30 protein-coding genes are annotated in these 25,311 nt (G+C 69.0%); 10 read left to right on the forward strand and 20 right to left on the reverse strand.

The features are described 5' to 3' along the window. Positions 1-29 precede the first annotated feature (29 nt). On the reverse strand, positions 30-818 hold the full coding sequence (locus tag LT965_RS04145; RefSeq protein ID WP_232702753.1) for a DUF2705 family protein: 789 nt from the start codon (positions 816-818) through the stop codon (positions 30-32). Further along, the gene (locus tag LT965_RS04150; RefSeq protein ID WP_232702754.1) at positions 811-1,710 is read right to left on the reverse strand and encodes an ABC transporter ATP-binding protein; all 900 of its coding nucleotides are present in this window, start codon (positions 1,708-1,710) and stop codon (positions 811-813) included. The genes LT965_RS04145 and LT965_RS04150 overlap by 8 nt, the downstream gene beginning before the upstream one ends. Positions 1,711-1,949: 239 nt before the next feature. Here LT965_RS04150 and LT965_RS04155 point away from each other — a divergent pair, with 239 nt between their 5' ends. Continuing rightward, positions 1,950-2,507, forward strand: a complete 558-nt coding sequence (locus LT965_RS04155) for a DUF5815 family protein (protein ID WP_232702755.1) — start codon at positions 1,950-1,952, stop codon at positions 2,505-2,507. Here LT965_RS04155 and LT965_RS04160 read toward each other — a convergent pair whose 3' ends face one another. Further along, positions 2,508-2,933, reverse strand: a complete 426-nt coding sequence (locus LT965_RS04160; RefSeq protein ID WP_232702756.1) for a DUF4112 domain-containing protein — start codon at positions 2,931-2,933, stop codon at positions 2,508-2,510. Between the two features lie 268 nt (positions 2,934-3,201). Here LT965_RS04160 and carB point away from each other — a divergent pair, with 268 nt between their 5' ends. Continuing rightward, entirely contained in the window at positions 3,202-6,462 is a 3,261-nt protein-coding gene (carB, locus tag LT965_RS04165; RefSeq protein ID WP_232702757.1) for a carbamoyl-phosphate synthase large subunit, read from the forward strand. A 24-nt stretch (positions 6,463-6,486) separates the two neighbouring features. Here the strand turns inward: carB and LT965_RS04170 are convergent, their stop codons facing one another. Then, positions 6,487-6,753 carry a hypothetical protein gene (locus LT965_RS04170; protein ID WP_232702758.1) on the reverse strand — a complete coding sequence of 89 codons (267 nt, stop codon included), beginning with the start codon at positions 6,751-6,753 and terminating at the stop codon, positions 6,487-6,489. Positions 6,754-6,847: 94 nt separating this feature from the next. After that, complete coding sequence (gene carA, locus LT965_RS04175) at positions 6,848-7,909, reverse strand: glutamine-hydrolyzing carbamoyl-phosphate synthase small subunit (protein ID WP_232702759.1); 1,062 nt, start codon at positions 7,907-7,909, stop codon at positions 6,848-6,850. A gap of 97 nt (positions 7,910-8,006) precedes the next feature. On the opposite strand from carA, the gene LT965_RS04180 reads away from it, so the two are divergent. From LT965_RS04180 to LT965_RS04190, 3 genes are read left to right on the forward strand one after another with little or no spacing between them, the layout of a single operon-like run. Then, positions 8,007-8,420, forward strand: coding sequence for an Lrp/AsnC family transcriptional regulator (locus tag LT965_RS04180; protein ID WP_232702760.1), 414 nt, complete (start codon positions 8,007-8,009; stop codon positions 8,418-8,420). 40 nt (positions 8,421-8,460) lie between these two features. Further along, complete coding sequence (locus LT965_RS04185; protein ID WP_232702761.1) at positions 8,461-9,084, forward strand: isopentenyl-diphosphate Delta-isomerase; 624 nt, start codon at positions 8,461-8,463, stop codon at positions 9,082-9,084. A gap of 38 nt (positions 9,085-9,122) precedes the next feature. Beyond that, positions 9,123-9,539 carry a desampylase gene (locus LT965_RS04190; RefSeq protein WP_232702762.1) on the forward strand — a complete coding sequence of 139 codons (417 nt, stop codon included), beginning with the start codon at positions 9,123-9,125 and terminating at the stop codon, positions 9,537-9,539. Between the two features lie 4 nt (positions 9,540-9,543). On the opposite strand, the gene LT965_RS04195 is transcribed toward LT965_RS04190, so the two are convergent. After that, positions 9,544-9,777, reverse strand: a complete 234-nt coding sequence (locus tag LT965_RS04195; protein ID WP_232702763.1) for a DUF7977 family protein — start codon at positions 9,775-9,777, stop codon at positions 9,544-9,546. Then, complete coding sequence (locus LT965_RS04200; protein ID WP_232702764.1) at positions 9,777-10,817, reverse strand: zinc-binding dehydrogenase; 1,041 nt, start codon at positions 10,815-10,817, stop codon at positions 9,777-9,779. The genes LT965_RS04195 and LT965_RS04200 overlap by 1 nt, the downstream gene beginning before the upstream one ends. Positions 10,818-10,890: 73 nt before the next feature. Between LT965_RS04200 and LT965_RS04205 the strand changes: the two genes are divergently transcribed. After that, positions 10,891-11,514: a MogA/MoaB family molybdenum cofactor biosynthesis protein gene (locus tag LT965_RS04205; RefSeq protein ID WP_232702765.1), complete on the forward strand. Its 624-nt coding sequence runs from the start codon at positions 10,891-10,893 to the stop codon at positions 11,512-11,514. A 72-nt stretch (positions 11,515-11,586) separates the two neighbouring features. Here LT965_RS04205 and LT965_RS04210 read toward each other — a convergent pair whose 3' ends face one another. Continuing rightward, the gene (locus tag LT965_RS04210) at positions 11,587-11,988 is read right to left on the reverse strand and encodes a hypothetical protein (protein WP_232702766.1); all 402 of its coding nucleotides are present in this window, start codon (positions 11,986-11,988) and stop codon (positions 11,587-11,589) included. Positions 11,989-12,190: 202 nt separating this feature from the next. On the opposite strand from LT965_RS04210, the gene LT965_RS04215 reads away from it, so the two are divergent. Together LT965_RS04215 and LT965_RS04220 are read left to right on the forward strand one after the other, a co-directional pair. Then, positions 12,191-12,910: a 5-formyltetrahydrofolate cyclo-ligase gene (locus LT965_RS04215; protein WP_232702767.1), complete on the forward strand. Its 720-nt coding sequence runs from the start codon at positions 12,191-12,193 to the stop codon at positions 12,908-12,910. Positions 12,911-12,936: 26 nt separating this feature from the next. Beyond that, positions 12,937-13,200, forward strand: a complete 264-nt coding sequence (locus LT965_RS04220) for a hypothetical protein (protein WP_232702768.1) — start codon at positions 12,937-12,939, stop codon at positions 13,198-13,200. Here LT965_RS04220 and LT965_RS04225 read toward each other — a convergent pair. From LT965_RS04225 to LT965_RS04260, 8 genes are all read right to left on the reverse strand, one after another. Next, the gene (locus LT965_RS04225) at positions 13,197-13,511 is read right to left on the reverse strand and encodes a cupin domain-containing protein (RefSeq protein WP_232702769.1); all 315 of its coding nucleotides are present in this window, start codon (positions 13,509-13,511) and stop codon (positions 13,197-13,199) included. The two genes, LT965_RS04220 and LT965_RS04225, sit on opposite strands and share 4 nt — an antisense overlap. Before the next feature lie 43 nt (positions 13,512-13,554). Further along, positions 13,555-13,896: a hypothetical protein gene (locus tag LT965_RS04230; RefSeq protein WP_232702770.1), complete on the reverse strand. Its 342-nt coding sequence runs from the start codon at positions 13,894-13,896 to the stop codon at positions 13,555-13,557. A gap of 177 nt (positions 13,897-14,073) precedes the next feature. Then, the gene (locus tag LT965_RS04235) at positions 14,074-14,769 is read right to left on the reverse strand and encodes a hypothetical protein (RefSeq protein ID WP_232702771.1); all 696 of its coding nucleotides are present in this window, start codon (positions 14,767-14,769) and stop codon (positions 14,074-14,076) included. A 40-nt stretch (positions 14,770-14,809) separates the two neighbouring features. Next, positions 14,810-15,124 carry a DUF7126 family protein gene (locus tag LT965_RS04240; RefSeq protein ID WP_232702772.1) on the reverse strand — a complete coding sequence of 105 codons (315 nt, stop codon included), beginning with the start codon at positions 15,122-15,124 and terminating at the stop codon, positions 14,810-14,812. Continuing rightward, entirely contained in the window at positions 15,121-16,038 is a 918-nt protein-coding gene (gene guaA / locus LT965_RS04245; RefSeq protein ID WP_232702773.1) for a glutamine-hydrolyzing GMP synthase, read from the reverse strand. The genes LT965_RS04240 and guaA overlap by 4 nt, the downstream gene beginning before the upstream one ends. Beyond that, complete coding sequence (gene pyrG, locus LT965_RS04250; protein WP_232702774.1) at positions 16,038-17,678, reverse strand: glutamine hydrolyzing CTP synthase; 1,641 nt, start codon at positions 17,676-17,678, stop codon at positions 16,038-16,040. The genes guaA and pyrG overlap by 1 nt, the downstream gene beginning before the upstream one ends. Before the next feature lie 114 nt (positions 17,679-17,792). Continuing rightward, positions 17,793-17,942: a hypothetical protein gene (locus LT965_RS04255; RefSeq protein ID WP_232702775.1), complete on the reverse strand. Its 150-nt coding sequence runs from the start codon at positions 17,940-17,942 to the stop codon at positions 17,793-17,795. Between the two features lie 70 nt (positions 17,943-18,012). Then, positions 18,013-18,615 (reverse strand): alpha/beta hydrolase, encoded by a 603-nt coding sequence (locus tag LT965_RS04260; RefSeq protein ID WP_232702776.1) that lies wholly within the window; start codon positions 18,613-18,615, stop codon positions 18,013-18,015. Positions 18,616-18,749: 134 nt separating this feature from the next. On the opposite strand from LT965_RS04260, the gene LT965_RS04265 reads away from it, so the two are divergent. Further along, a complete protein-coding gene (locus tag LT965_RS04265; protein WP_232702777.1) occupies positions 18,750-19,589 on the forward strand; it encodes a PspA/IM30 family protein in 840 nt (279 codons plus the stop codon). A gap of 51 nt (positions 19,590-19,640) precedes the next feature. After that, on the forward strand, positions 19,641-20,666 hold the full coding sequence (locus LT965_RS04270) for a DUF7972 family membrane protein (RefSeq protein WP_232702778.1): 1,026 nt from the start codon (positions 19,641-19,643) through the stop codon (positions 20,664-20,666). Here LT965_RS04270 and LT965_RS04275 read toward each other — a convergent pair. The 4 genes from LT965_RS04275 to LT965_RS04290 all read right to left on the reverse strand — a co-directional run bounded on the left by LT965_RS04275 (position 20,654) and on the right by LT965_RS04290 (position 25,275). Beyond that, positions 20,654-21,145: an HPP family protein gene (locus LT965_RS04275; protein WP_232702779.1), complete on the reverse strand. Its 492-nt coding sequence runs from the start codon at positions 21,143-21,145 to the stop codon at positions 20,654-20,656. The genes LT965_RS04270 and LT965_RS04275 overlap by 13 nt on opposite strands. Before the next feature lie 68 nt (positions 21,146-21,213). Continuing rightward, a complete protein-coding gene (gene thrS / locus LT965_RS04280; protein WP_232702780.1) occupies positions 21,214-23,136 on the reverse strand; it encodes a threonine--tRNA ligase in 1,923 nt (640 codons plus the stop codon). A 94-nt stretch (positions 23,137-23,230) separates the two neighbouring features. Further along, positions 23,231-24,265: a dipeptide epimerase gene (locus LT965_RS04285; RefSeq protein WP_232702781.1), complete on the reverse strand. Its 1,035-nt coding sequence runs from the start codon at positions 24,263-24,265 to the stop codon at positions 23,231-23,233. Continuing rightward, the gene (locus LT965_RS04290; protein WP_232702782.1) at positions 24,262-25,275 is read right to left on the reverse strand and encodes an N-acetyltransferase DgcN family protein; all 1,014 of its coding nucleotides are present in this window, start codon (positions 25,273-25,275) and stop codon (positions 24,262-24,264) included. The genes LT965_RS04285 and LT965_RS04290 overlap by 4 nt, the downstream gene beginning before the upstream one ends. Between the last annotated feature and the right edge of the window lie 36 nt (positions 25,276-25,311).

The raw sequence follows: 25,311 nt of genomic DNA on the forward strand, positions 1-25,311 counted from the left end.
GCCGACGCCGATCTCGATTCTACCGACGCTCAGTTCACGTCCTTCCGGCGGAAGTACCACTGACTCCCAGCGACCAGCGCGAGCGTCGCCCCGGTCAGGATGGCCGCGCCCGCCAGGTCGTAGCTGCCGTCGACGAGGATGGCCGTGGGGTCGAAGTATCGCATCGGCGCCACGGCACCCGCCCACGAGTAGTCCGTCGAGGAGACCAGTGACTCCAGCAGGAAGAGCCCGAAGACGACCGCCATCGCGGCGCGCTGGGCGACGCTCGCGCGGTCCGCGAGGACGCTGAGTGCGAGGCCGATTGCGGCGCACGCGAACAGGTACGGCAGCGAGAGGGCGTGGACGATCACGAGGTCCGCCGTCCCGATGGGGTAGCCGATGGCGCGGGTGGCGACCCACGTCACCGCGGCGACGACGACGTTGATGACGAGGATGCCGGGGACCAGCGAGAGGTAGCGCTCGCCGACAATGCGCGCCCGCGACACCGGCAGCGCCAGCAGGAGGTCCATGCGGCCGTCCTCGACGTCGCCAGCGATCAGCGAGGCGGCGCTGTACGCGAGGTAGAGCCCGAGCAGGATGACCCACGCGAACTGGTAGAGCTCCGTCGCGAGGAACCCCTCGATGGTGTCGAACGCACGCAGGCCGAACGCCTCCACGAACACCGGCGGGAGCGCCTCGACGTACGCCTCGATGTCCAGGGTCCCCTGGAACGACGGGAAGAACGCGGCGTACAGCGCGCTGAACGCCGACAGCCCGATAGACAGCGCCAGCGCACCCTTGAAGCGACGGCGAGCGCCGTACGCGGCGAGTTCAAGCACTCGCCTCACCCCCGTAGAACTGGAGGAAGACGTCCTCGAGCGGCGCCTCCTCGACGTCGAGTTCCTGCAGCGAGTAGCGGTCGAGTTCGTCGACGAGCGCGTCCACGTCGCCCGAGAACGTGAACGACACCTGCGTGGCGTCGTCCACGTCCCGGTGGGTGAGGTCCGCGACGCCCGGCAGGTCGAAGGCGTCGGCGGGGAGCCCGCCGGCGACGGTGGCCCGGACGAGTTTCCCGCTGCGGTCGAGCAGCGTCTCGACGTCCTCGATGGCGACGAGTCGCCCCTCGCGGATGATGGCGACGCGGTCGCAGACGCGGCGCACCTCGCTGAGCACGTGACTGGAGAACAGCACCGTGACGCCGCGTTCGCGTTCGTCCCGGAGGAACTCGTTGAACCGCTCCTGGAGCAGCGGGTCGAGCCCCGAGGTGGGTTCGTCCATCACGACGACGTCCGGGTCGTGCATGAACGCCTGCACGATGCCGAGTTTCTGGACGTTCCCCGTGGAGTACGCCCGCACCTTGCGGTCGAGTGGCGGGTCGAACAGTTCGAGGACGTCCTCGCGACGGCTGCCGCCCTTCAGCGACTCGTGGAGGTCGAGCACCTCGCGGCCGGTCGCCTGCCCGTCGAAGCTCGGGTGCGCCGGCAGGTAGCCGGTCCGGGCGAGCGCGTCGAGGCGCTCGCTCTCGACGGTCGTGTCGGCCCCGAGCACCGACAGGCGCCCCGCTGTCGGCGCCTGCATCCCCAGCAGCGTGCGGATGGTCGTCGTCTTCCCGGCGCCGTTCGGCCCGAGGAAGCCGAACACCTCCCCCTCCTTCACGTCGAACGAGAGGTCCTCGACGGCGACGAGGTCGCCGTACCGCTTGGTCAGGTCCTCGATTTCGATGACGCTCATAGGTCGACAACTCGGCTCTCCCGCTTGAAGATTCCCCACGCCGCGAGCGGGGGAGCAACTGGCGGACGTTCCGGACAGTGGAACAGCCGACAGCCTGGCGGATCGAAAGGGCGAGGCGGGCTTTCTGGCGGTAGCTTTCTGGCGGTACTTATCCACAGCGCCACGTTCTACGAACCCTCGCCAGCCAACTAGCGCACATTCCGCGGGGCTTAACCGCCACGGCGGCCAACACCCGGGCAATGACCGAGCCGCGCGTACCGGGCACGGAGGCAAACGACGACCGCATCGACCTCCCGTGTGGCGAGCGCGCCGACCAGGGGACCTTCGACATCGGGATGCGGGAGTACGCCTGCACCTGTGGCGACCAGCACGCCGTCGTGATGGACATGCACCCGCCGTCGCGGTTCTTCCCCGAGTCCATCGTGAGCGTCCTGCGGGAGGCCATCGCACCCGCAGAGGACGACCAGTTCGACGAGTTCGGCACCCCACACCTGATGGGTGCCGTGATGGAACAGCTCCCCGACGACGTGGTCGCCGTCGACGGAACCGAGAACGGGACCGTCGGCTGGGCGATGCTGTGGGTGACCGAGATGGACGCCCGCGAGCTACACGGCGTCGTCGTCGAACTGATGGTGGAGCTGATGGACCACGCCGTCAGTCACGCCGACAGCGACGCGACGGCCACCGAGTTCGAGGAGCAGATGACCGACTTCGACGTCGCTGAGTTCGTCGATGCCTACCGGGAGGCCCGCGAGTGGGAGGACGAGAGCGGGCCACGCGGCGGCGACGCGCGCTGATTACTGCTCGAACTCTTCGGCCGGCGTGGAGTCGGCGAGGGCCTCGACGGCGAGTTCGAAGTTGCGCTTGTTCGCCTTCCAGCCGGCGTCGAAGAGGTCCCCGACCGCGGGGATCGAGCCGATGCCCGCGTCGACAGCGACGTTGACGAGCATGGCGGCCAGGGTGTCGCGCTCGACGCCCTGGCGCGCGGACTCGGCGACGATGTACAGCGAGATGGCTGCGGTCGCGACGTCGCCCGCGATCGGGAGTACGCCGACGATAGGGTCGATGCCGACCTTGCGGTCCGTCCCCGGGACGGGGACGGCGTCGTCGAGCGCCCACGCGACGACCTGCATCCGCTTGACCGCCGACCGGTCCACGTGGTCGGGCAGTTCGTCGATGTCGAATTCGGCCTCCATGTCGATTTCGTCGTCGGTACTGGACATACAGTAGTGGAGGAGACGAGCACGGAAAAGGGCGCGGGCAGGTGTGTGAACGGCTCTCGGCGCGGTACGTCGGCTGAGAGACGCCGTCGAACTTGCCGGCAGGCTTCTCACGGCGAAGCCCGGTGACGCGTGCGGACCAGTGACGGCGAGTCGTGGGTGCCCTGTGGAACTGGTGTAGCGAGTACTCGTTACGATTTTCGTAATTGGGTTTCGAACAGCACACTGATTCGCTGAGCTTATTACGATGGGCGAACTCCCCACGGATAGCATGAGCGAGCACGAGGACCGGACGGTACTGCTCATCGGCAGCGGACCAATCCAGATCGGCCAGGCCGCCGAGTTCGACTACTCGGGCGCACAGGCCTGCCGCGCGCTCCGAGAGGAGGGCGTCCGAGTCGTGCTCGTCAACTCGAACCCCGCGACCATCATGACCGACCCGGAGATGGCCGACGCCGTCTACATCGAACCCATCACGACGGAGGCCATCGCGGAGGTCATCGCGACGGAGGACCCGGACGGCGTCATCGCCGGCCTCGGCGGTCAGACGGGGCTGAACGTCACCGCCGAACTGGCCGAGGAGGGCGTCCTCGACGAGTACGACGTCGACGTCATGGGGACGCCCCTGGACACCATCTACGCCACCGAGGACCGCGACCTCTTCCGCCAGCGTATGCAGGACCTCGACCAGCCGGTGCCGCGCTCGACGACCATCTCGCTGGCCGACGACGAGTCGGTCTCGGAGTTCGACGAGGGCGCACTCGCCGAGCGCGTCGAGGCGGCCGTCGACGACGTCGGCGGCCTCCCGGTCATCGCGCGCACGACGTACACGCTCGGCGGCAGCGGGTCGGGCGTCGTCGACGACATGGACGAACTCCTCGCCCGCGTGCGCAAGGGCCTGCGCCTCTCCCGGAACGGCGAAGTCCTGATCACCGAGTCCATCGCCGGCTGGGTCGAACTGGAGTACGAGGTGATGCGGGACGCCGACGACTCCTGTATCATCGTCTGCAACATGGAGAACCTCGACCCGATGGGCATCCACACGGGCGAGTCGACGGTCGTGACTCCCTCGCAGGTCATCCCCGACGACGGCCACCAGGAGATGCGCGACGCGGCCCTCGAAGTGATTCGCGACCTCGGCATCGAGGGCGGCTGCAACATCCAGTTCGCGTGGCGCGACGACGGCACGCCGGACGGCGAGTACCGCGTCGTCGAGGTCAACCCCCGCGTCTCCCGCTCGTCGGCGCTCGCGTCGAAGGCGACCGGCTATCCGATCGCCCGCGTGACCGCGAAGGTCGCGCTCGGCAAGCGCCTCCACGAGATCACCAACGAGATCACCGGCGAGACGACCGCCGCCTTCGAACCCGCCATCGACTACGTGGTGACGAAGGTGCCGCGGTGGCCCATCGACAAGTTCGAGGAGACCGACTTCACGCTCTCGACGGCGATGAAGTCGACCGGCGAGGCGATGGCGATCGGCCGCACGTTCGAGGAGAGCCTCCTGAAGGCGCTCCGTTCCTCCGAGTACGACCCGGCCGTCGACTTCGGCGTCGTGGAGGACGACGAACTCCGCGAGGCGTACCTCGAACGGCCGAGCCCGGACCGCCCGTACGCGATGTTCGAAGCGTTCGAGCGCGGGTTCTCGGTCGACGAGGTCGTCGAGGCCACTGGCATCTACGAGTGGTACGTCGAGCGGTTCCACCGCATCGTCGAGGCGAGCAAGGTGGTCGTCGACGGGGAGTTCACCCCCGCAGCGACCGCGGGCTTCACCAACGCGGAGATCTCCGCGCTCGCGGGCAACGTCTTCGAGGACAGCAGCCTCACGTGGCTGCCCGAGACGCGCGGCGCGTGGCGGGAGGCCGCGGAGGTGCCCGCCGGCGACGCCGACGCACTCCCCGTCTCCGCGGAGCGCGCGGGCGTCGGCCAGGTCGAGGCCGCGGTGCCCGGCCGGACGTACAAGCAGGTCGACACCTGTGCCGGCGAGTTCGAGGCGTCGACGCCGTACTACTACTCCTCGCGGCAGCCCGAGTGGTTCTCCGGCCCCTACGAGGGCGACGCGGCCGCCGGCGAACTCCGCGTGAACCGCGACGTCGAGAGCGTGGTCGTCGTCGGCGGCGGCCCCATCCGCATCGGACAGGGCGTCGAGTTCGACTACTGTTCCGTCCACGCGGTGCGCGCGCTCCGCGAGCAGGGGATCGAGGCGCACGTCGTGAACAACAACCCCGAGACCGTCTCGACGGACTACGACACCTCCGACGGGCTGTTCTTCGAGCCGATCACCGCCGAGGAGGTCGCCGACGTCGTCGAAGCGACGGGCGCGGACGGCGTGATGATCCAGTTCGGCGGGCAGACCTCCGTCGACATCGGCGAGCCACTGGCGGCCGAACTCGACCGCCGCGGCGTCGACTGCGAGATCATGGGCACGTCCGTCGAGGCGATGGACCTCGCGGAGGACCGCGACCGCTTCAACCGCCTCATGGACGAGCGCGGGATCGCCCAGCCCGAGGGCGGCAGCGCCACGAGCGAGACGGAGGCGCTCGAGCTCGCCCGCGACCTCGGCTATCCGGTGCTCGTCCGCCCGAGCTACGTGCTCGGCGGGCGCGCGATGCAGGTCGTCCACGACGACGCGGAACTGGAACACTACATCGAGGAGGCCGTCCGCGTCAGCCCGGACAAACCCATCCTCGTCGACGAGTTCCTCGAAGACGCAGTCGAGCTGGACGTGGACGCCGTCAGTGACGGCGAGGACGTGCTCGTCGGCGGCGTGATGGAGCACATCGAGGCGGCGGGCGTCCACTCGGGCGACTCCGCCTGCGTGATTCCGCCGCGCTCGCTCGACGACGACACGCTCCGTCGCGTCCGCGAGGTCACCGAGGCCATCGCCTCGGCACTGGACACGATGGGACTGCTGAACGTGCAGTTAGCAGTACAAGACGACGAGGTCTACGTCCTCGAGGCGAACCCGCGGTCCTCGCGGACGGTGCCGTTCGTCTCGAAGGCGACGGGCGTCCCCATCGCGAAACTCGCGGCGAGGGTGATGGCCGGCGAGACGCTGGCCGACCTGGACGTCAGCGAGGGCGTGCCCGAGCAGTACAGCGTCAAGGAGGTCGTGTTGCCGTTCGACCGCCTGCCGAACTCCGACCCCCGTCTCGGCCCGGAGATGAAGTCGACGGGCGAGGTGATGGGCACCGCGTCGTCTCCCGAGATGGCGTACTGGAAGGCCCAGCAGGCGGCCTCGAACGCCCCCGAGGCGGGCGGCACCGCGGTCGTCGACCTCCCCGTCGAGGGGTACGACGACCACTTCGAGGTCGCCGAGTTCGCGGACGTCCCCGAGGCCATCCGCCGTGGCGACGTCGACTTCCTCGTCTCCGACGACCGCGAGGCACTCACGACGGCCGTCGAGGAGGAGATCCCCTACCTCTCGACCGTCGCGTCCGCGGACGCGATGGTGGCGGGCCTCGCCCACCGCGAAGACGACCTCGACGTGCTACCGGTCGGCGACCGGCCGATCCGCGACGAGTCCTGGGGGTAGGCCGGGAGTACTGCTCCCACCCCCCTACGCGACGACGAACACGGCGATACCGCCGGCGAGGAACGCGGCGAGCGCGTACCACGGTTCTCTCCTGACGGTTCGACTCGCTGCGCTACCGTATCGAGCGACGCCCAGCGCCGCGACGACGAAGACGACGCCGAGGGCGACGCCGAGGTCCGGGTAGTCGGCGGTGCGGAGGTAGGCGGCGAACGCGCCCACGGCGGCCCCGAGCACGGCGGCGTGCCACTCGCGGAACGTCAGTTCGTTCGCCGAGAAGACGGACTCGGACATTGGTTTCTCGTATTTCGACGGTGAAGATAAGGCTTCGGGCCGCGGGCTCTCCGGCGCAGCGACGCGAGAACGAGGGGGCAGACAGCCGGCGCGGTCAGTCCGCGGCCAGCGACATTCGACGCGACTCGGCCATCGCGAGCACGTCGTCGAAGAAGTCGAGGGTGTCGTTCGGGCCGGGGTTGGCCTCGGGGTGGTACTGGCGCGTGAGCACGTCCATTTCCGCGGAGTCCAGTCCCTCCGGGGTGTCGTCGTTGACGTTGATCTGCGTCACGTCGAGCGCGCCGGGGTCCGCGACAGTGTAGCCGTGGTTCTGCGTGGTCATCACGACACGGCCGCTGTCGTGGTCGAGCACCGGCTGGTTGACGCCGCGGTGGCCGAAGTCCATCTTCTCGGTGGTGCCGCCGAGCGCGCGGGCGACGACCTGCTGGCCGAGGCAGATGCCCGCGAGCGGCACCTCGCCGACGAACTCGTCGACGAGCGCCTCGGCGGCCTCGAAGTTCGCGGGGTCGCCCGGCCCGTTCGAGACGAACAGGACCTCCGGGTCGATCTCGGCGACCTCGGCCGGCGTGGTGTCGTGCGGGAGGCGGTGGACGGTGGCGCCACGCTCGACGAGGGAGTCGACGATGGACTGCTTGGCGCCGCAGTCGACCAGCGCGACGTCGACGTCGCCGTCTCCGTACACCTCGGGTTCGGCGACGCTGACGCGCTCGCCGACGTCGGTGACGTCGCTCATGTGCGGGCAGTCCGCGAGCTGTGCGCGTGCGTCGGCGGGCGTCGCCTCGGGGCCGGCGGCGATGCCGACCTTCATCGCGCCGCCCTCGCGGATGTCGAGGACGAGGTCGCGGGTGTCCAGGCCGTCGACGGCGGGGACGCCCTCCGCGCGCAGCCAGTCGGCGACGTCGTCGGTGAGTTCGCGGGCGACGACGGCGCTGGGATGGACGCGGTCGGACTCGAATCGCTCGTCTCGGACGCCGTAGTTCCCGATGAGGGGGTACGCGAAGGTCAGCACCTGTGCCTCGTAGGACGGGTCGGTGAGGCTCTCCTCGTAGCCCGTGTACGCCGTGGTGAACACGAGCTCGCCGCGCGCCGTGCCGGGGGCGCGGGCGTTGGCCTCGACTACGTCGCCAGTTTCGAGCGCGAGGTAGGCGTCCGGCATTACGAGTTACCCATGGTGGAGCGGAGTATAAATCTTGCTTTCGTAACTGAGTTTCGAAATTCGTAATCCTTTTTGTGTGGGGCTCGCACGTGAGGGTATGGACGACATCGACCGGCGCATCCTGGACACGCTCCGACGGGACGCGCGGACGCCCTACACCGAGATCGCCGACGACATCGGTGTCAGCGAGGGCACCGTCCGCAACCGCGTCGACAGCCTCGTCGAGAAGGGCGTCATCGAGCGCTTCACCGTCGCCACCTCCACCGGCAACGTGAAGGCGATGATCGAGATCGGCGTCGCGATGGACGTCAACACCCACGAGATCGGCGACCGGATGGTCGAGTGGAGCGAGGTGGACTTCGTCTGGCAGGTCTCCGGGGAGGACGACATCGTGCTCGTCGTCGACGCGACGGACACGGGTGGCGTCAACCAGCTCGTGACGAAGGCCCGCGAGCAGGAGGAGGTCGTGAGCACGAAGACCCGGCTCATCCTCGACGAGAAGATGGGGTAGAGTCGAAGCGCTATTAGTTCGGGTCCACCTCGGTGTGTCCATGAGCGATACAGAGCCCAGCGTTCCCGTCGAGTCGTCGCGGGACGACGAGACCGCGGAGAACGCCGAACAGGACGTCGTCACCGTCGACCCCTACGACGAAGCGGAGGGACTCGCCAACCGCCTCGACGCCCACACCGAGGGCGGCATCCGCCACCGCGCGTTCACCTGCCTGCTGTTCGACGAGGACGGGCGGATACTGCTCGCCCAGCGCGCCGCCCGCAAGCGCCTCTGGGACACTCACTGGGACGGCACTGTCGCCAGCCACCCCGTCGAGGGCCAGACTCAGAAGGAGGCCACCCGCGAGCGCCTCGAGGAGGAACTCGGCATCACGGCCGACCAGTACGACGAACTCGAGGTCACGGACCGCTTCGAGTACAAGCGCCACTACCTCGACGAGGGCGTCGAGTGGGAGGTGTGTGCGGTGCTCAAAGCGACGCTCACGGACACCAGCGTCGACCCCGACCCGGACGAGGTCGGCGGCGTCCTCTGGGCGGACTACGAGGACCTCCACGAGAACCCGCGGTACTACCGCCAGCTACGCCTCTGCCCGTGGTTCGAGATCGCGATGCGCCGCGACTTCGACGGCGACGCCGACCCCGTCCCCGACGGCGTCCGCGAGTAGGGAGTCGGTTTTTTCCGGTCGCCCGCCCAAGCAGGAGCGTGCTCGCGCTCTCGCGGTCGGCCTACGACGCGATTCTCGACCACGCGCGAGCAGACGCGCCACGCGAGGCGTGTGGCGTCCTCGTCGGCGAACGTTGCGACGAGGAGCGACGAGTCGAGGCGGTGCGCCGGGTCCCGAACGTCGCCGCGGCGCCCCGCGTGACCTACGAACTCGACCCCGAGGCCACGATGAGTGTCTTCGACGAGGCCGAGGCGACGGCACGCGACGTGGTCGGCTTCTACCACTCCCACCCCGCCGGCCCGAGCCACCCCAGCGAGACGGACCGCGAGGACGCGTCCTGGCCGGACTACGTCTACGTGGTGGCGTCACTGGCGGCGCGTCCGCCGACGCTGGACGCGTGGCTGTGGACCGGCGAGGCGTTCGAGCGCACCGACGTCGTCGTTCGAGAGAACTGAGCCGCTACCCGCGAATCGCCGTCCAGACGCCGACCGCGCCGAGCAGGATGGCGGGGATCATCGGGATGGCGAGGTACGTGTCCCGGAAGCTCAGCCCGAAGCTCCCGGCGCCGACGAAGTAGACGTAGGCGGGCGCCAGCAGCCCCGTGAGGACGAGGACGGCGACGACCAGCCACTGGGCGCGCTTGCTCATCGCCCGCTCCGTCGTGGCCGCCTCGGGTTCGTGGGGGTTCGCCATCAGTAGTCGCTGTCTGGTCTTACGACCACCTTCCCAAAGCCCTCACGGTTCTCCAGCAGTTCGTGGGCGCGGGCCGTCTCGCTCATCGGGAGCACGTCCCGGATGCGGACGTCGAACGTGCCGTCCCAGACCAGCGAGAGCGCGTCGTCGGCCTCCCCGGGCGTCGCCATCGTGGAGCCGAGCACGGAGAGCTGGTTCCAGAACAGCCGCTGGACGTGGGTCTCGGGCTTCCCGCCGGTGGTCGCGCCGCAGGTGACCAGGCGCCCGCCCTTCGCCAGCGAGCGCAGCGACTGCCCCCACGTCGCTTCGCCGACGTGGTCGACCACCACGTCCACGCCGCGCTTGCCCGTCCGGGCCCGGATCTCGTCGGCGAAGTCCACGTCGTCGTAGTCGATGGCGTACTCCGCGCCGAGTTCCTCGGCGTAGCGGCGTTTCTCCTCGGTGCTCGCCGTGGCGTAGACGTCGGCGCCCGCGTGGTCCGCGATCTGGACTGCGGCGTGGCCGACGCCGCCGCTCGCGCCGAGGACGAGCACGGACTCGCCCGGGTTCACCTCCGCACGCGTGACGAGCATCCGCCACGCCGTCTGGAAGACCAGCGGTGCGGCCGCCGCCGTCTCCCAGTCGACGCCGTCCGGGACGGGCAGGAGGTTGTCCTCTGGAATCGCTGCGCGCTCGCTGTGGACCCCGCGGACGTGCTCGCCGATGACGTGGAACGACGCACACAGCGGGTAGTCGCCGTCCCGACAGAACTCGCAGTCTCCGCAGTAGACGCCCGCAGAGAGCGCGACGCGGTCGCCGGCCTCGAAGCGCGTGACGTCTGGCCCGGTCTCGAGGACGACGCCCGCCGCGTCGCTCCCCGGGACGTGGGGCATCTCGAGGTCGAGGCCCGGCATCCCGCGGCGCGTCCACACGTCAAGGTGGTTGAGCGCGCCCGCCTTCACGTCCACCAGCACCTCGTCCCGGCCGACCTCGGGGTCCGGTACCTCCCCGTAGTCGATGACGTCGGTGCCGCCGTGCCCGTCGAAGCGAACTGCCTGCATGTCGCGGTGGTCGCGGGGAACGACCAAAACTGTGGGGTTCACGCTTTTGCCACGGGCCTCCGAAGGCCAGCACATGGTCGACTTCCAATCGAGGGACACGCGCCGCGGCACGGACGAACGGACGGACGACCCGCCGGACGAGGAGGAGACGGAGGAACTCGAAGAGCACGCCGAACACGACCACCACCACCACCACCACGACGTCGAGCAGGTGGGTGCGGCCGTCGTCACCGTCTCGTCGACGCGGTCGCTCGACGACGACCCCGCGGGCGACGCCATCGCGGCGGCGTTCGAGGACGACGGCCACGAGGTCGTCACCCGCGAACTCGTCCGCGACAGCTACGACGGCGTGCAGTCGACGCTCGACCACCTCGTGAGCCGCGAGGACGTCGACGTGGTGGTCTCCACCGGCGGCACCGGCGTCACGCCCGACGACGTCACCGTCGAGGCGGCGGGCGCGCTGTTCGACAAGGAACTGCCCGGGTTCGGCGAACTGTTCCGCCGCCTCTCCTACGACGAGGTCGGGACCAGGGTCGTCGGGACGCGCGCGGCCGCCGGCGTCGCCGACGGGACCCCGGTGTTCTGCCTCCCCGGTAGCGAGAACGCCGCGCGTCTCGGTAGCGAAGAGGTCGTCGTCCCGGAGGTCGGCCACCTCGCCGGACTCGCACATCCCCACAGGGACGACGAGGCCGAGTAGGCAGTACTGGGTGGCGTCGATACCGCCGAAAAAGCGCACGGAGTTCGGGTGGTTCGACCGCGACTCGCCGCGTTACGCGTCGGCCGACTCGGCGTCAGTCTCGCCGTCCGCCGAGAGCAGGCCGCTCAGCTCCGCCCCGAGGTCCTCGAGGTCACCGTCGAGGAACGCGTTGATCTTCTCGTGGACGTCGCTCACGCGGTCCGGGACGGGCGTCGGCATGTCGGTCGGCGGCCCCGCGTCGCCCGCGTTCTCGGACGCCGACGCGTTCCCCGCCTCGTCGGCGTTCCCGCGTTCTCCGACGTCGCCGGCCGCCGAGGCGTTCGCCGCGGCGCTGCCGTGGTCGGCGGAACTGTTGTCCGCTTCGTCCGGCGTCTCTGCAGCCTGTCCTGCTGGCGTCGCGGCGCCGGCCGCAGCCACACCGCCCACGAGGACGGTGACTGCGAGCGCGACGGTGAGTACTGTTTTCGCGTTCATCGCGTCTGGTCCTGGGTCGGCGACCCACTTCAACGGGGGAAGCGCTGAGGTCGAATTCCCTCGCGTCGGACCGTCTGAACCCCGATTAACTCGAATTAGTCGCGATTTGTGCCGACCGTGGAGGTCCACAGAGCCGACCACCCGTGGTTCGACGCGGCGCGTGGACTGTCCCTATTTGGGCGTCGGCCGTCTACCGGCGAGTGTGACGAAACAGGAGCTCCGCGAACGGGTGTGGAATAGCCTGGAGGACAGCGGCGAAGCCAGGTTCCCGTTCCCGCCCCACGGCCGCATCCCCAACTTCGCCGGCGCGGACGACGCCGCGGCCCTGCTCGCCGAACAACCCGAGTGGGAGCGCGCAGCGACCGTGAAGGCGAACCCGGACGCGCCGCAGTTGCCCGCGCGCCGACGGGCGCTCGGTGACGGCAAGCGAGTCTACATGGCTGTGCCACGCCTCCGCGACGAGGACTGCTTCCTCGAACTCGACCCCGACCGCATCGACCCCGAGAACTACGACGCTGCGCCCGCGCTGTCGAACGTCGACGACTACGCCGAGCAGGTCGGCCCGGACGCGCTCCCCCACGTCGACCTCGTGCTCAGCGGGAGCGTCGCGGTGACGCCGTCGGGCGCCCGCGTCGGCAAGGGCGAGGGGTACAGCGACCTCGAGTTCGCCATCCTCTCGGCCCTCGGCCTCGTCGACGAGGAGACAGTGGTCGCGACGACCGTCCACGAGTCCCAGGTCGTCGCCGACGACGAGGTAGCGCCTGACGCCCACGACGTCCCGATGGACCTCGTGGTGACCTCCGAGCGCGTGATTCGCCCCGACGGCGCGTACGACAGGCCGACGGGCGTCGACTGGACGGCGCTCGACGAGGAGCGCGTCGAGGAGATGCCGGTGCTCGCCCGTTTGCGGGCCGACCTTTAAGCCCAAGAGCGTCGAACACGACTCGTATGCCGGCCGGCGACGACGCGGTCGACGCGGACGCGACGAGCCACGCGGCCGATACGGAAGCCGCGGAGGCCGCGCTGTCGGGAGCTATCGACGGGACCGACGGCGACCCGATCTGCACGCTCTGCTCGAAGCCCGCGGACTACTTCCTCTACGACCCCGGCAGCGTCGAAAAGTTCGTCTGCTGGGAGCACGTCAGCCCGCACTCCGCGGCGGTGGACGGCGAGGACCCCCGGCCCGGCCGCCCGGTCGCGCTGTCGCTCTAACCCATCGGCGCCATCGTCGCCGTGAACACCGCCACGTCGTCGGTGTCGTTGCGCGCGCCGTGGGGGACGCCGCGCTCGTGGACGACCACGCCCGGCGCCGCGACCGTCTCCTCGTCGTCGCCCTGCACGACGACGACTTCGCCCGCGAGGACGTGGAACGCGTTCGTCTGGTCGGCGTGCTCGTGGGGGTCGACGCTCGCGCCGGGACCGAGCGCGAACGCCTTCACGAGCGCGTCCTCGGAGAAGTACAGTTCCTCGGTGCGCACCTCGCCCGGGTCGGGGTCGAGGTCCGGATAGCGGTCGAGTGACATACCGGACCGCACGCGGCCGAGGGGCTTCAGTGGTGGGGCGGTATCAGACCGAGACCGTGACGTTCGCCGCGACCCCGGACGCTGTCGCGTTCTCGACGAACCCCTCGTAGCCGGAGAACACCACGGTCGTCTCGTCCCCGACGCGCTGGAGCGCGAGCGGTTCGGAGACGTTTGCCTCGAACTCCGCGAACGCGGTCTCGAACTCGTCGGCCTCGCTGGGGGCGTCCCAGCGGACGACCCACGCGAAGGCGTCTTCGTCGATGGACTGGAAGTGAATCGACCGGTCTTCGCCCCAGCCCGCGGCCGTTTCGGCCGCTCGGTCCCGCGAGAGCCCGTACTCCAGAACAAACCGTAGTTGCGCTTCGCCGCGGCGCTGGACGTCCACCACGGTGAGTTCGCTGTCATCGCTGGGGGCGCCCTCGACGCTGAGGTTCCGCGGTGGCTCGCTTCCGGGCTGGAGGCCGTGCAGAATCTGTTCGGCGGTCGTGGGCGGGTCCCCGTACAGCGACGCCAGTGGCGCGTCCGGGTCGGTGACGTTGCGTGCGTACGCCGCTCCCAGGTACTATCCCCCCTGGAAGTACCGCGTGTACGGCCGGCCGTCCTGGAACGACGCCCGACTAATCTCCTCGTGGTCGACGTCCGTGTACTGCGCTGCGTACTGCCACGTGGCGTGCTCCACGGCTCCCTCGTGGTCCGCGTGCTGGACGAACGTGCTCGCGTTCGACGGGAGCGCGTCGAGTTCGTCGTCGTAGTAGACGTGTGCGAACTCGTGGGCGAGCACGACTTCTAGCTTCTCGTCGGTCGTGTGGGAGTTCCGCACTAGTTCGACCTGTTCGGTGGCGGGGTTGTACCGGCCCCCGGCGGACTCCCAGGTGAACCAGTACGCCTCCGCGCCGAACGACTGCCAGAACAGCGGCGGCGTAATCTCACTGTCGGCGCTGCCGGACTGCACGACGACCGGCGGCGGAGCCGGGGCGTCGACGCTCAGGAGATCGTCCACTCGCTGCCAGACTGCCGTCGCGTCGACGTCGCCGAGGGTCGCGTCTCGTTCGGTGACGTCAACGCCGTCGGCGGACTCGGTCGTCGTGGCCCGAATCGTCGTGTCGGTCTCTGTCTGTTTCGTCTCGGTTACGTCCGTCGTCCCGTCCGTACTCGTAGCTGTCGTTTGCGGGTTCTCCGGCGTGGCCGGAGAACCGCTTAGTCCGTTACAGCCCGCGAGGACTACCAGGGCGACGACGAGGAGGGCACGTTTTCGCATCGCCCGACCGAGTTCGACGAGTCAGTATAAGTATCTTTCTTCAGACCAGTTCCTCGGCGACGGCTTCGGGGCCGAGCAACTCGGGGTCGATGGCGAAGTCCAACCGGGACTTCACGAACTCCGGCATCGAGTCCGGCGTGTACGCGACGGTCTTCAGGTCCTCGTTGCGTTCCAGCGCGACCGGAATCGCGGTCGCCTCACCGGCGTCCGTGATGACGAGCAGGTCGGCGTCCTCGACGCCGGCCTCGACGAGCCGTTCGCCCGACGCGATGCCCTCGATGCGCGTGACTTCGACGCCCTCTGCTTCGAGGGCGTCGGCGATACTGCGGTCGGGTCCGACGACGATGGCCTTCATTCGTACTCGATGGTCGCGGGTGGTTTGTGCGTCACGTCGTAGACGACGCGAGAGACGTTGTCGATGGTGCCCGCGATGCGGGACTGGAGGCGCTGGAGGGTGTCCCAGTCGAGTTCCTGGGCGCGGGCGGTCATGCCGTCGCGGGACTCCACGGAGCGCACGGCGACGACGTGGCCGTGGACGCGGTTGTCGCCCTTCACGCCCGTGGCCTTCCCGAGCACCACGGCGAACGCTTGCCACGGGTCGTACGCCTCGAGTTCCTCCTCGACGACGTGGGTGGCCTCGCGGGCGATGCGGACCTTCTCGCGGGTGACCTCGCCGAGCACGCGGACGGCGAGTCCGGGACCGGGGAACGGCATGCGCTCGCTGATGACCTCCTCGAGGCCGAGTTCGCGGGCGACCTCCCGGACCTCGTCCTTGTAGAGGTCGCGCATCGGTTCGACGATGCCCTCGAAGTCGACGACATCCGGGAGACCGCCGACGTTGTGATGGCTCTTGATGTTCCCCTCGCTCTCGATGCGGTCGGGGTAGATGGTCCCCTGCACGAGATAGTCCGCGTCGACCTCCTTCGCGACCGTCTCGAACTCCCGGATGAACTGGTCGCCGATGACCTTCCGCTTCTCCTCGGGGTCCGTGACGCCTTCCAGACGCTCGAAGTAGCGGTCCGCGGCGTCGACGACGCGGAGGCGCTCCATGTAATCGAACTCGCGGTGGATCTCCTCCGTCTCGCCCTTCCGCATCAGCCCCGTGTCGACGTAGACGGGGACGAGCTGGTCACCGACCGCCTCGTAGGCCAGCGCCGCCGCCGTCGAGGAGTCGACGCCCCCCGAGAGTGCGATGACGGCGGTGCTGTCGCCGAGTTGTTCGCGGATCTCTGCGTTCGCGTCGTCGATGAATTCGTCGGTGTTCACCATCAGTTGGTCACCTCGGTTCTCGCGTCCGGTCGGTCGAGCACCGCGTCCAGCAGGCCGACGAACGGCGGACTCGCGCGGGTCGGCCGGGACCGGAACTCGGGGTGGAACTGCGTCCCGAAGAAGAACGGGTGGTCGTCGTACTCCACGATCTCCATGCGGTTGCCGGCCTTCCCGGAGAACGTCAGGCCGTCCGTGGTGAGGTCGTCGATGTACTCGGGGTTGACCTCGTAGCGGTGGCGGTGGCGCTCCGTGCAGGAGGTGTCGCCGTAGAGTTCGGCGGCGAGCGTGCCGGGCTGGATGTCCGTCTCGTGAGCGCCCAGGCGCATCGTGCCACCGAGGTCCTCGAGGTCGTACTGCTCGGGGAGCAGGTCGATGACCGGGAAGGGGGTGTCCTCGTCGACCTCCGCGGAGTGAGCGCCCTCCATGCCGAGGACGTTGCGCGCGTACTCCACGACCGCCATCTGGAAGCCCAGACAGAGGCCGAGGAACGGGACGTCGTTCTCGCGGGCGTACCGGATGGCCTCGATCTTCCCCTCGGTGCCGCGGGAGCCGAAGCCGCCCGGCACGACGATGCCGTCGGCGTCCTCGAGGCGCTGCTCGTGGTGGTCGTGCATCTCCTCGGAGTCCACCCACAGCACGTTGACGTCGACGTTCTTCTCCAGGCCGGCGTGCTTGAGCGCCTCGTGGATGCTCATGTAGGCGTCCTCGAGGGCGTACTTGCCGACGAGTGCGACGTCCACCTCGCCGGTGCGGTCCTGCGTGACCAGGTCGCGCCACTCGGTCGAGCGCTCCTCGTAGGGGAGTGCCTCGTCCACGAGGTCGAATCGCTCCATCACGTACTGGTCGAGGCCCTCCTCCTCGACGGTGAGCGGGACGTGGTAGACGTCCTCGACGTCCGGGTTCGAGAACACCGCGTCCGTGGGCACGTCACAGAACAGCGCGATCTTCTCCTTCACGTCGGGGTCGAGGCGGTCCTCACAGCGCCCCACGAGGATGTCCGGCTGGAGACCGATGGACCGGAGTTCCTTCACGGAGTGCTGGGTCGGCTTGGTCTTCTGCTCGCCGTTCTTCGAGTACGGGACGAGCGTGACGTGCGCGAAGAGGATGTCCTCGTCGTCCTGCTCGTGGCTGAACTGGCGGAGCGCCTCGAGGAACTGCATCCCCTCGATGTCCCCCACGGTGCCACCCACCTCGACGATGCAGACGTCCGAGCCCTCGGCGGCCTCGCGCACGCGGCGCTTGATGTCGTCGGTGACGTGCGGGATGATCTGGACGGTCTTCCCGAGGTAGTCGCCGGCGCGCTCGCGCTCGATGACGTGCTGGTACACCTTCCCCGTGGTGACGTTGTGGTCGGAGGTCATGTCCACGTCGAGGAACCGTTCGTAGTTCCCCAGGTCGAGGTCGACCTCCCCGCCGTCTTTCAGCACGTACACCTCGCCGTGCTGGTAGGGGTTCATGGTGCCCGCGTCCACGTTCAGGTACGGGTCGATCTTCACTGCAGTAACGTCGAAACCCGCGTTCGAGAGCAGTCGTCCGAGACTCGCGGCCGTGATGCCCTTCCCCAGCCCCGACATCACGCCACCAGTCACGAACACGAACTTGCTCCCAAGAGAGGGGTCGTATCCGGTCTCCTTCGGCATACTGACCGTCCGACAGGCGTGGCAAAAACCGTTTCGGGACGGCCGTCGCGCGCCAGGGCGTGCCACCCGACGGCGACGACGGCGCCACGCGCGCGCCGACAGCGGCCCTCCGGGTCAGACGAGGCTCAGCAGGTCGAGGACGTACTCGAAGTATTTGTCGAAGCGACCCTGCTCTGGCTCCTCGTCCGGGTCGTCGCCCCGCGAGGGTTCGCCGTCCGCTCGACCGCCGCCGGGTTCGTGTCGGCGTCCGTCGCTCGGAGTCACGGTTCGAGACAGCGCGTGCGCCACAATAGGTGTTCGCCCGCCGCAGGCGAGAACAGACCGACGACGGTCCCTAGCACGCACGGACGAGGAACGGCCCGACGGCCTCCGCGACCGCGTCGAACCGCCCGATGAAGAAGTGGTCGGCGGACAGTTCGACGACCTCGCAGTCGAGTTCGCGGGCGGCGGCGACGACCGTTTCCCAGTTGGCGGTGTCGTCCCGCGTTGCGTAGACCACCTGCAGCGGGGCGGTGACGTCCTCGAGGGCGTCCGCGGCGTTCAGTCCCGCGGGGAGTTCGACCGCGGGCGCGAGCATCGACACCGCACAGAGGTCGACCTCGGTCGTCGCGGCCGCGAGCGCGGCGATGCTCCCGCCGAAGCTGAACCCGAAGATCCCCACGGTGTCGTAGCGCTCGCTCGCCCACCGGAGGGCGTTGCGGGCGTCCTCGCGCTCCCCCTCGCCTTCGTCCCAGTCGCCGTAGTCAAAGCGCAGCGCCGCGACCCCCCGCTCGACGAGGTACGTCGAGACGGCTTCGAGGCGGTCGTCGCCGCGGTGGCCCCTGTGCTGGGGGTGTGGCGGACACATGACGACGCAACTGCGCGACCCGTCGTCCGGTTCGTCGAGGGTCGCCTCCACGTCTCGCGCGCCGGGCACGAGCACGGTCTCCTGTCGCATACCGGACGTTCGGGGCGGCGGGGCTTATCGGTCCCGACATCCGGCGCCCGGAACGGACCGCCTCGACCCGCTCGCACCGATGCGAGGGACCGTTTCGAGTGGAGTTTTTACGTCCGCGGGCCGAACGCTTCTACATGGGTATCGTCTCACGACTATCGTACACGATCCGGTCGAAACTGAACGCTCTCGTTCGGTCCACCGAGGACCCGTCGGAGACGCTGGATTACTCGTACGAACGACTCCGGGACCGACTCCAGGAGGTCGAGACCGGGCTGGCCGACCTCACCGCCCAGAAGAAGCGCCTCGAAGTCCAGCGCGAGCGCCTCGCGCAGAACGTCGAGAAGCACGACGACCAGGCGTGGGAGGCCGTCAAGCAAGGGCGGGACGACCTGGCGCGGCGCGCCCTCGAGAAGAAGCGCGCGAAACGCGATCAGGTCGCGGAGCTCGACGACCAGATAGCGGACCTCGAGGGGACCCAGCGCGACCTCGAGGAACGGAGAGACGGACTCGAAACGAAGGTCGAGGAGTTCCGCACGAAGAAGGAGACGATGAAGGCGCGCCACGAGGCCGCGAAGACCCAGACGCAGGTATCCGAGGCCGTGACGGGGCTGAGCGACGACGACGTGCCGCGTGCCATCGAACGCGCGGAAGACCAGACCGAGGAGATGGAGGCTCGCGCGGCCGCGATGGACGAACTCGGCGACCGCGGTGTCCTCGAGGACTCGCTGTCCGACGACGACCGCATCGAGAAGGAACTCGCCGCAGAGCGCGGCGACGACGTGGAATCCGAACTCGCGGCGCTCCGCGCCGAGGTCCGCGGTGAGGGCGACGACGTCGTCGAACGGACGGCCAGGGAGACGGGGACCGAGGTAGTCGACGAGAACCGCAGCGACCGAGACCCCGACAGTAGCAGTGACGCCGACGAGGTCGAGGAGGTCCGGGCAGAGGTCCTGGACGACGAGCAGGAGGTGTAGCCGGCCGCCGACCGCGAGTAACGTTTTGGGGCGCGCCGTCGTACGGACAGTATGAGCGACGAGTCGGACGACAGCGAGTTGCGCGACCGACTCCCCGGCAGCCGCGCCCAGGTCTGGCTGGTACTGGACGCCGACCGCCGGGTCGTCGCCGCCGCGTTCCTCGCCATCCTGTTCGGGACGTTGATCGTCGCCGAACTACTGATACCGACGCCGACGAGCACGCTGTTGACCCGCGGTGACCCCCACGAGACACTGTTCCAGGCGCTCGTGGGCTCGGTCATCACGGGCGTGACGCTCGTGCTCACGCTGAGCCAGATCGTGCTCTCCCAGGAGCTCGGTGCGGTCGGCGACCAGCGCGAGCGAATGGAGGGAGCGCTGACGTTCCGGGACGACGCCGCGGACGTGACAGGCAAGAGTGTCCCTCCGGCGGAGCCGGCGTCGTTCCTGCAGGACCTCGTGGCGTCGACCTGCGAGCAGGCCGAAACGTTCGCGGACGCCGCCCCCAGCGGCGACGTCGGGGACGCCATCGACGAGTACGTCGACGACCTCACCGAGAACGCGGACGACGTCACCGACCAGCTCGAGGGCGCGGAGTTCGGCAGCTTCGAGGTGGTGCGTGCGGCGCTGAACTTCAACTACTCGCTGAAGATCTACCAGGCAGAGCGCATCAGAGCCGCCTACGGCGACGAACTGAACGAGGAGGCGTCAGACGCGCTGGACGAACTGCTGACCACCCTGGAGCTGTTCGGACCGGCCCGCGAGCACTTCAAGACGCTGTACTTCCAGTGGGAGCTCTCCGACCTCTCGCGCACGCTGCTGTACGCCGCGATGCCAGCGCTCTCCATCGCGGTCGTCGCACTCCTGCTGTTCGACCCGGCGGAGTACCCCGGGACGACGCTGGGCGTGAACCACGCGTTCCTCGGGACGAGCGCCGCCGCGACGGTCGCCGTGCTCCCGTTCGCACTCCTGCTGGCGTACATCCTGCGCATCGTCACGGTCACGAAGCGCACGCTCTCCATCGGCCCGTTCATCCTCCGGCAGACGGACCGTTCGGAGGACATCGACTACAGCGAGTAGGGCGGCTTCCACGGGCCGTGGCGTCCGACGGCGACGTGGGCGCCGACGAGGACGAACACGCCGACCGCGAACGCCAGCACGTCGCCGACGCCGTCCGCGATGCCCAGCGAGACGATGAGGACGGTGGCGTACGCGGGTGGGTGGAGACTCTCGGTCGCGTACATGGCGACGGTGGCAGCGACGGTCGCGGCGAGCGCGGCGGCGACCCGCTGGAGGCCGGCCAGCGACTGGGGCGCGGCGTCGAGCAGCGGGGCCGCGCCGCTGGCGAACAGGAGTACGGCGAGGAACGCAGCGAGCACGCTGGCGAGCTGACCGACGACGACGCGCCGCGGCTGGTCGTTGATCGCCGCGAGCACGTACGCTGACGGACCGAGACTCGGCAGCAGAATCGCTGTGCCGGTCGTCCACGCCAGCGCGCCCAGCACCGCCAGCAGGAATGCCACGTACGTCCCGACACCGAGGCCCACGCGCCACGTCATTACCGCGACGGACTCGCTCGACGAAGATGTGGTTGGCGTTTCTCGGCGGTCCGAGCGGCGTTCTCCGACTACTCGACGAAGTCCGGCTGCGTCCGCTTCTCGCCGACTTCGCTGTCGAGGTGGTCGCGGAACGTCTCGAGGTCGACGTCGTTGCGCTCGCGCTCCTGGCGGTCGCGCACGGAGACGGTCCCGGCGTCCTCCTCGTCGTCGCCGACGACGAGCATGTACGGGACGTTGTCGTCGTGGGCCTGCTGGATCTTCCGGCCGACCGTCCAATCGCGGTCCTCGACCTCGACGCGGTAGCCGTCGAGTTCGTTCTTCACGCGGTGGGCGTAGCCGAGGTTGTCGTCCGTCACCGGGAGGATGCGCACCTGCTCGGGCGCGAGCCACGTCGGGAAGCGGCCGTCGTAGTGCTCGACGAGCACCATGAAGAACCGCTCGTAGGAGCCGTACAGCGCGCGGTGGATCATCACCGGCTGGTGGGCGTCGTTGTCCGAGCCCGTGTACTCCAGTTCGAAGCGCTCGGGCATGTTGAAGTCGAGCTGGACCGTCGGGCCGTCCCACGACCGCCCGAGGGCGTCCTCGAACCCGAAGTCGATCTTCGGGCCGTAGAACGCGCCGTCGCCCGGTTCGACGTCGTAGTCCATCCCCTGCTCCTCGAGGACCGCCTGGAGCTGGCTCTCCGAGCGCTCCCAGATCTCGTCGCTGCCGACGGACTTCTCGGGGCGGGTCGCCAGCGCCACCTCGTAGTCGAGGTCGAAGGTGTCCAGCACCTCCAGGATGATGTCGATGAGTCGGCGCACCTCCTCCTCGACCTGGTCGGCGCGCGCGAACACGTGGCCGTCGTCGATGGTGAACGCCCACACCCGACTGAGTCCGGAGAGCTCGCCGCGCTGCTCCTTGCGGTACACCTTGCCGTCCTCGAAGTACCGCACGGGGAGGTCGCGGTAGCTCCACGACCCCTGGTTGAAGATGGTGGCGTGGCCCGGGCAGTTCATCGGTTTCAACCCGTACTCCTCGTCGTTCACGTCGAGGAGGAACATGTCGTCGACGTAGTTGTCGTAGTGGCCGGACTGCTTCCACAGCTCCGTGCGGAACAGGTGCGGGGTCTCGACCTCGTCGTAGCCCATCCCGCGGTTGAGCTCCTGGACGTACTCCGAGAGCTCACGGAGCACCGTCTTCCCGTTCGGGTGGTACAGCGGGAGGCCGGGACCGGTGACGTCGGGGATGGAGAAGAGGTCCATCTCGCTGCCGATCTTCCGGTGGTCGCGCTCGGCGGCCTCCGCGCGGCGTTCGAGGTAGTCGTCGAGTTCGTCCTCCGTCGGGAACGCGGTGCCGTACACCCGCGTCAGCGTTTCGCGCTCCTCGTCGCCGCGCCAGTAGGCGGCGGAGGTCTCCAGAACCTCGAAGCCACCGATCTCGCCGGTGGACTCGACGTGCGGGCCACGGCAGAGGTCCTCGAACTCGCCCTGCCGGTAGAAGCTCACGGGGTCCTCGCCCGCGGCCTCGGTCTCCAGGATCTCCCGTTTGAACGGGTTGTCGTCGTACTCCTCGAGAGCCGTCTCGCGGTCGTACTCGACGCGCTCGACGTCGAGGTCCTCGGCGACGATCTCCTCGGCCTCGTCCTGGATGGCCTCGAGGTCGTCGGCGTCGAGTTCGACGTTCGCGACGTCGTAGTAGAACCCGTCGTCGGTGTACGGGCCGATGGTGAGTTTGGCGTCGGGGTGGTGGCGCAAGATGGCCTGCGCGAGGACGTGCGCGGCGGTGTGCCGCAGCACGTCGAGGTACTCCCCGCTGTCCTCGGTGACGATCTCGATCCCGCAGTCCTCGGTCAGGGGGGTCTCCTTCGAGACGAGTTCGTGGTCGACCTTCCCCGCGACTGTGTCACGGCCGAGGCCGGGCCCAATTTCGTACGCTACGTCCTCGACCGTCGCGCCGGACTCCATCTCGAGGGTGGAACCGTCCGGCAGCGTCACAGTGACCGTGCTCATACAGGTGGTTCTTTCGCCGGGAAGCACCCATAAGCCTGTTGAGAGCGGACGGCGTGTGAACGCGCCACACACCCCGGCGTCCCCGGTGGCGGCGTCAGTTCTCTTGCACGCCCGTTCCCGGGCGGTCGACGGCCTGCAGGTCGACGTGGCCGGCGGGCATCGGCACGCCCGCGAAGTCGTCGCGGTCGAGCAGCAGCGACCCGTCGAGGTCCGCGTAGTCGAGCAGCGGCGCGAGGTGGGCGGCGGCCGCGATGCTCGCGTTCGACTCCGCCATGCAGCCACACATCACTTCCAGCCCGTGGGCACGAGCGGTGTGAATCAGGCGCTTGGCTTCCCGGAGGCCGCCGGTCTTCATCAGCTTCAGGTTCGCGATGTCACAACGGTCCGCGATGTTCGGCACGTCGTCGGCGGTGATGCAGGACTCGTCGGCCGCGATGGGGAGTTTCGAGCGCTCGTAGACATACTTCAGACCCTCCGTGTGCTCGGCGGGAACGGGCTGTTCGACGAACTCGACGCCGTAGTCGTCGAGCCACTCGATGTTGCGGACGGCCTCCTTCGGCGTCCACGCCTCGTTGGCGTCCACGCGGAGTGTGGCGTCTGGCGCGGCGTTCCGAACAGTTTCGAGCAGTTCCTCGTCGCGGTCCGTCCCGAGTTTCACCTTCAGCGTGGTGTAGCCGCGGTCGAGGGCCTCGACGGTCTTCTCGTGCATCGTCTCCGCGTCGTCGATACCGATGGTGTAGGAGGTGTCGAGGCTGTCCTCGGCGTCGAGTCCCCAGTACTGGTACAGCGGCAGGCCAGCGCGTTTCGCCGCGAGGTCGTGGCAGGCGATGCTGACCGCGGTGCGGGCCGCGGGGTTGTCCTCGACGACCGTTCGCATCCCGGCCTCGACCTTCGCGACGTTCTCCGGGTCGTCGACGCGTTCGACGACGGCCAGGAGGTCCGGCATGACGGCCTCGACGGTGCCGGCCGTCTCGCCGTAGTGCGCGGACGGCCCGGCGGCGCCGATGCCGACGGTCCCCTCGTCGTCGTGGACGCGGACGACCACGACCTCCGCCGTCGTCTGCGTGCCCCGCGAGATAGTGAACGGGTACTCCAGGGGGAACTCGCGGCGCTCGAACTCGGTGTTCACATGATCACCTCCAGAACGTCGTCGGTCCCGAAGCGTACCGGGTCGTCGGCCGGCACGCCGATACTGTCCGAGAACTCGGCGACGGCGTCCTCGGCGTCGGCGTCGTCGTCGACGCTCCGCGTGTTCAACATCCCGGCGGCCACCGGGCTGTCGCTCACCGGCTCCGCGAACGTCTCGTAGCGCTCGGGAAAGGAGTCGACGGGCGGGAGCGCCTGGTCGTACCCGTGGACGGAGTCGCGGCCGACCTCGTGGCACAGTACCTGGTAGTCCGGCATCGACCCGTGGACGATGCCCACGGTCACGCCCGAGTACGCGGGGTGGACGATGCTCCCCTGACCCTCCACGAGCACGTAGTCGTGGTCCTCGGCGGCCTCGACCACCATGCGCTCGACGGCACCGGCGGTGAAGTCCGAAATGACGCGGTCGACGGGGATGCCCGACCCCTCGATGAGGATGCCCGTCTGTCCGGTCGCGACGAACGCCGCGTCCATCCCGCGCTCCTGGGCCGCCTCGTACAGCTCCCGGGTGGCGGTCATCTTCCCGACGTTGCAGTCCGTACCGACGGTCGTGACGACGGTGGCGTCGACGTCGGCCGCGACGCCGTCCGACACGCCCAGGTCCTCGGGTGGCTTGCGGACGTCCCACAGTTCCGCGCCGTGCTCGTCGGCGAGTCCGGCGAACTCCTCGTCCTCGGCGAGGAAGTAGTGGAGGCCGGCGTAGACGTCACAGCCACGTTCGAGCGCCGCGCGGACGTCCGGGCGCCAGGACTCCTCGAAGCCGCCGCCGATGGGGGCGACGCCGATGACGAGCGCGTCCACGTCCGCCTCGACGTCGTCCATCGACGCGACGACGGGAGCGTCCTGGACGTCAGGCAGGGAGTCGTTGACCCGCGTGCCCGCGTTCGTCCGGTCCAGGACCGCGACGACGTCGTAGTCGGCGTACCGAAGGACGCCGACGGCGGTCTTCGCGTCGTCGGGGAACTTCTCGTGCGCGAGGAGCGCGACCTTCATGCTTCGACCGTCTCCGTCCGCGCCCTTAAACGTAGC

Source organism: Halobacterium wangiae (genome assembly GCF_021249345.1).
In the GTDB taxonomy this organism is placed as follows: Archaea; Halobacteriota; Halobacteria; order Halobacteriales; family Halobacteriaceae; genus Halobacterium; species Halobacterium wangiae.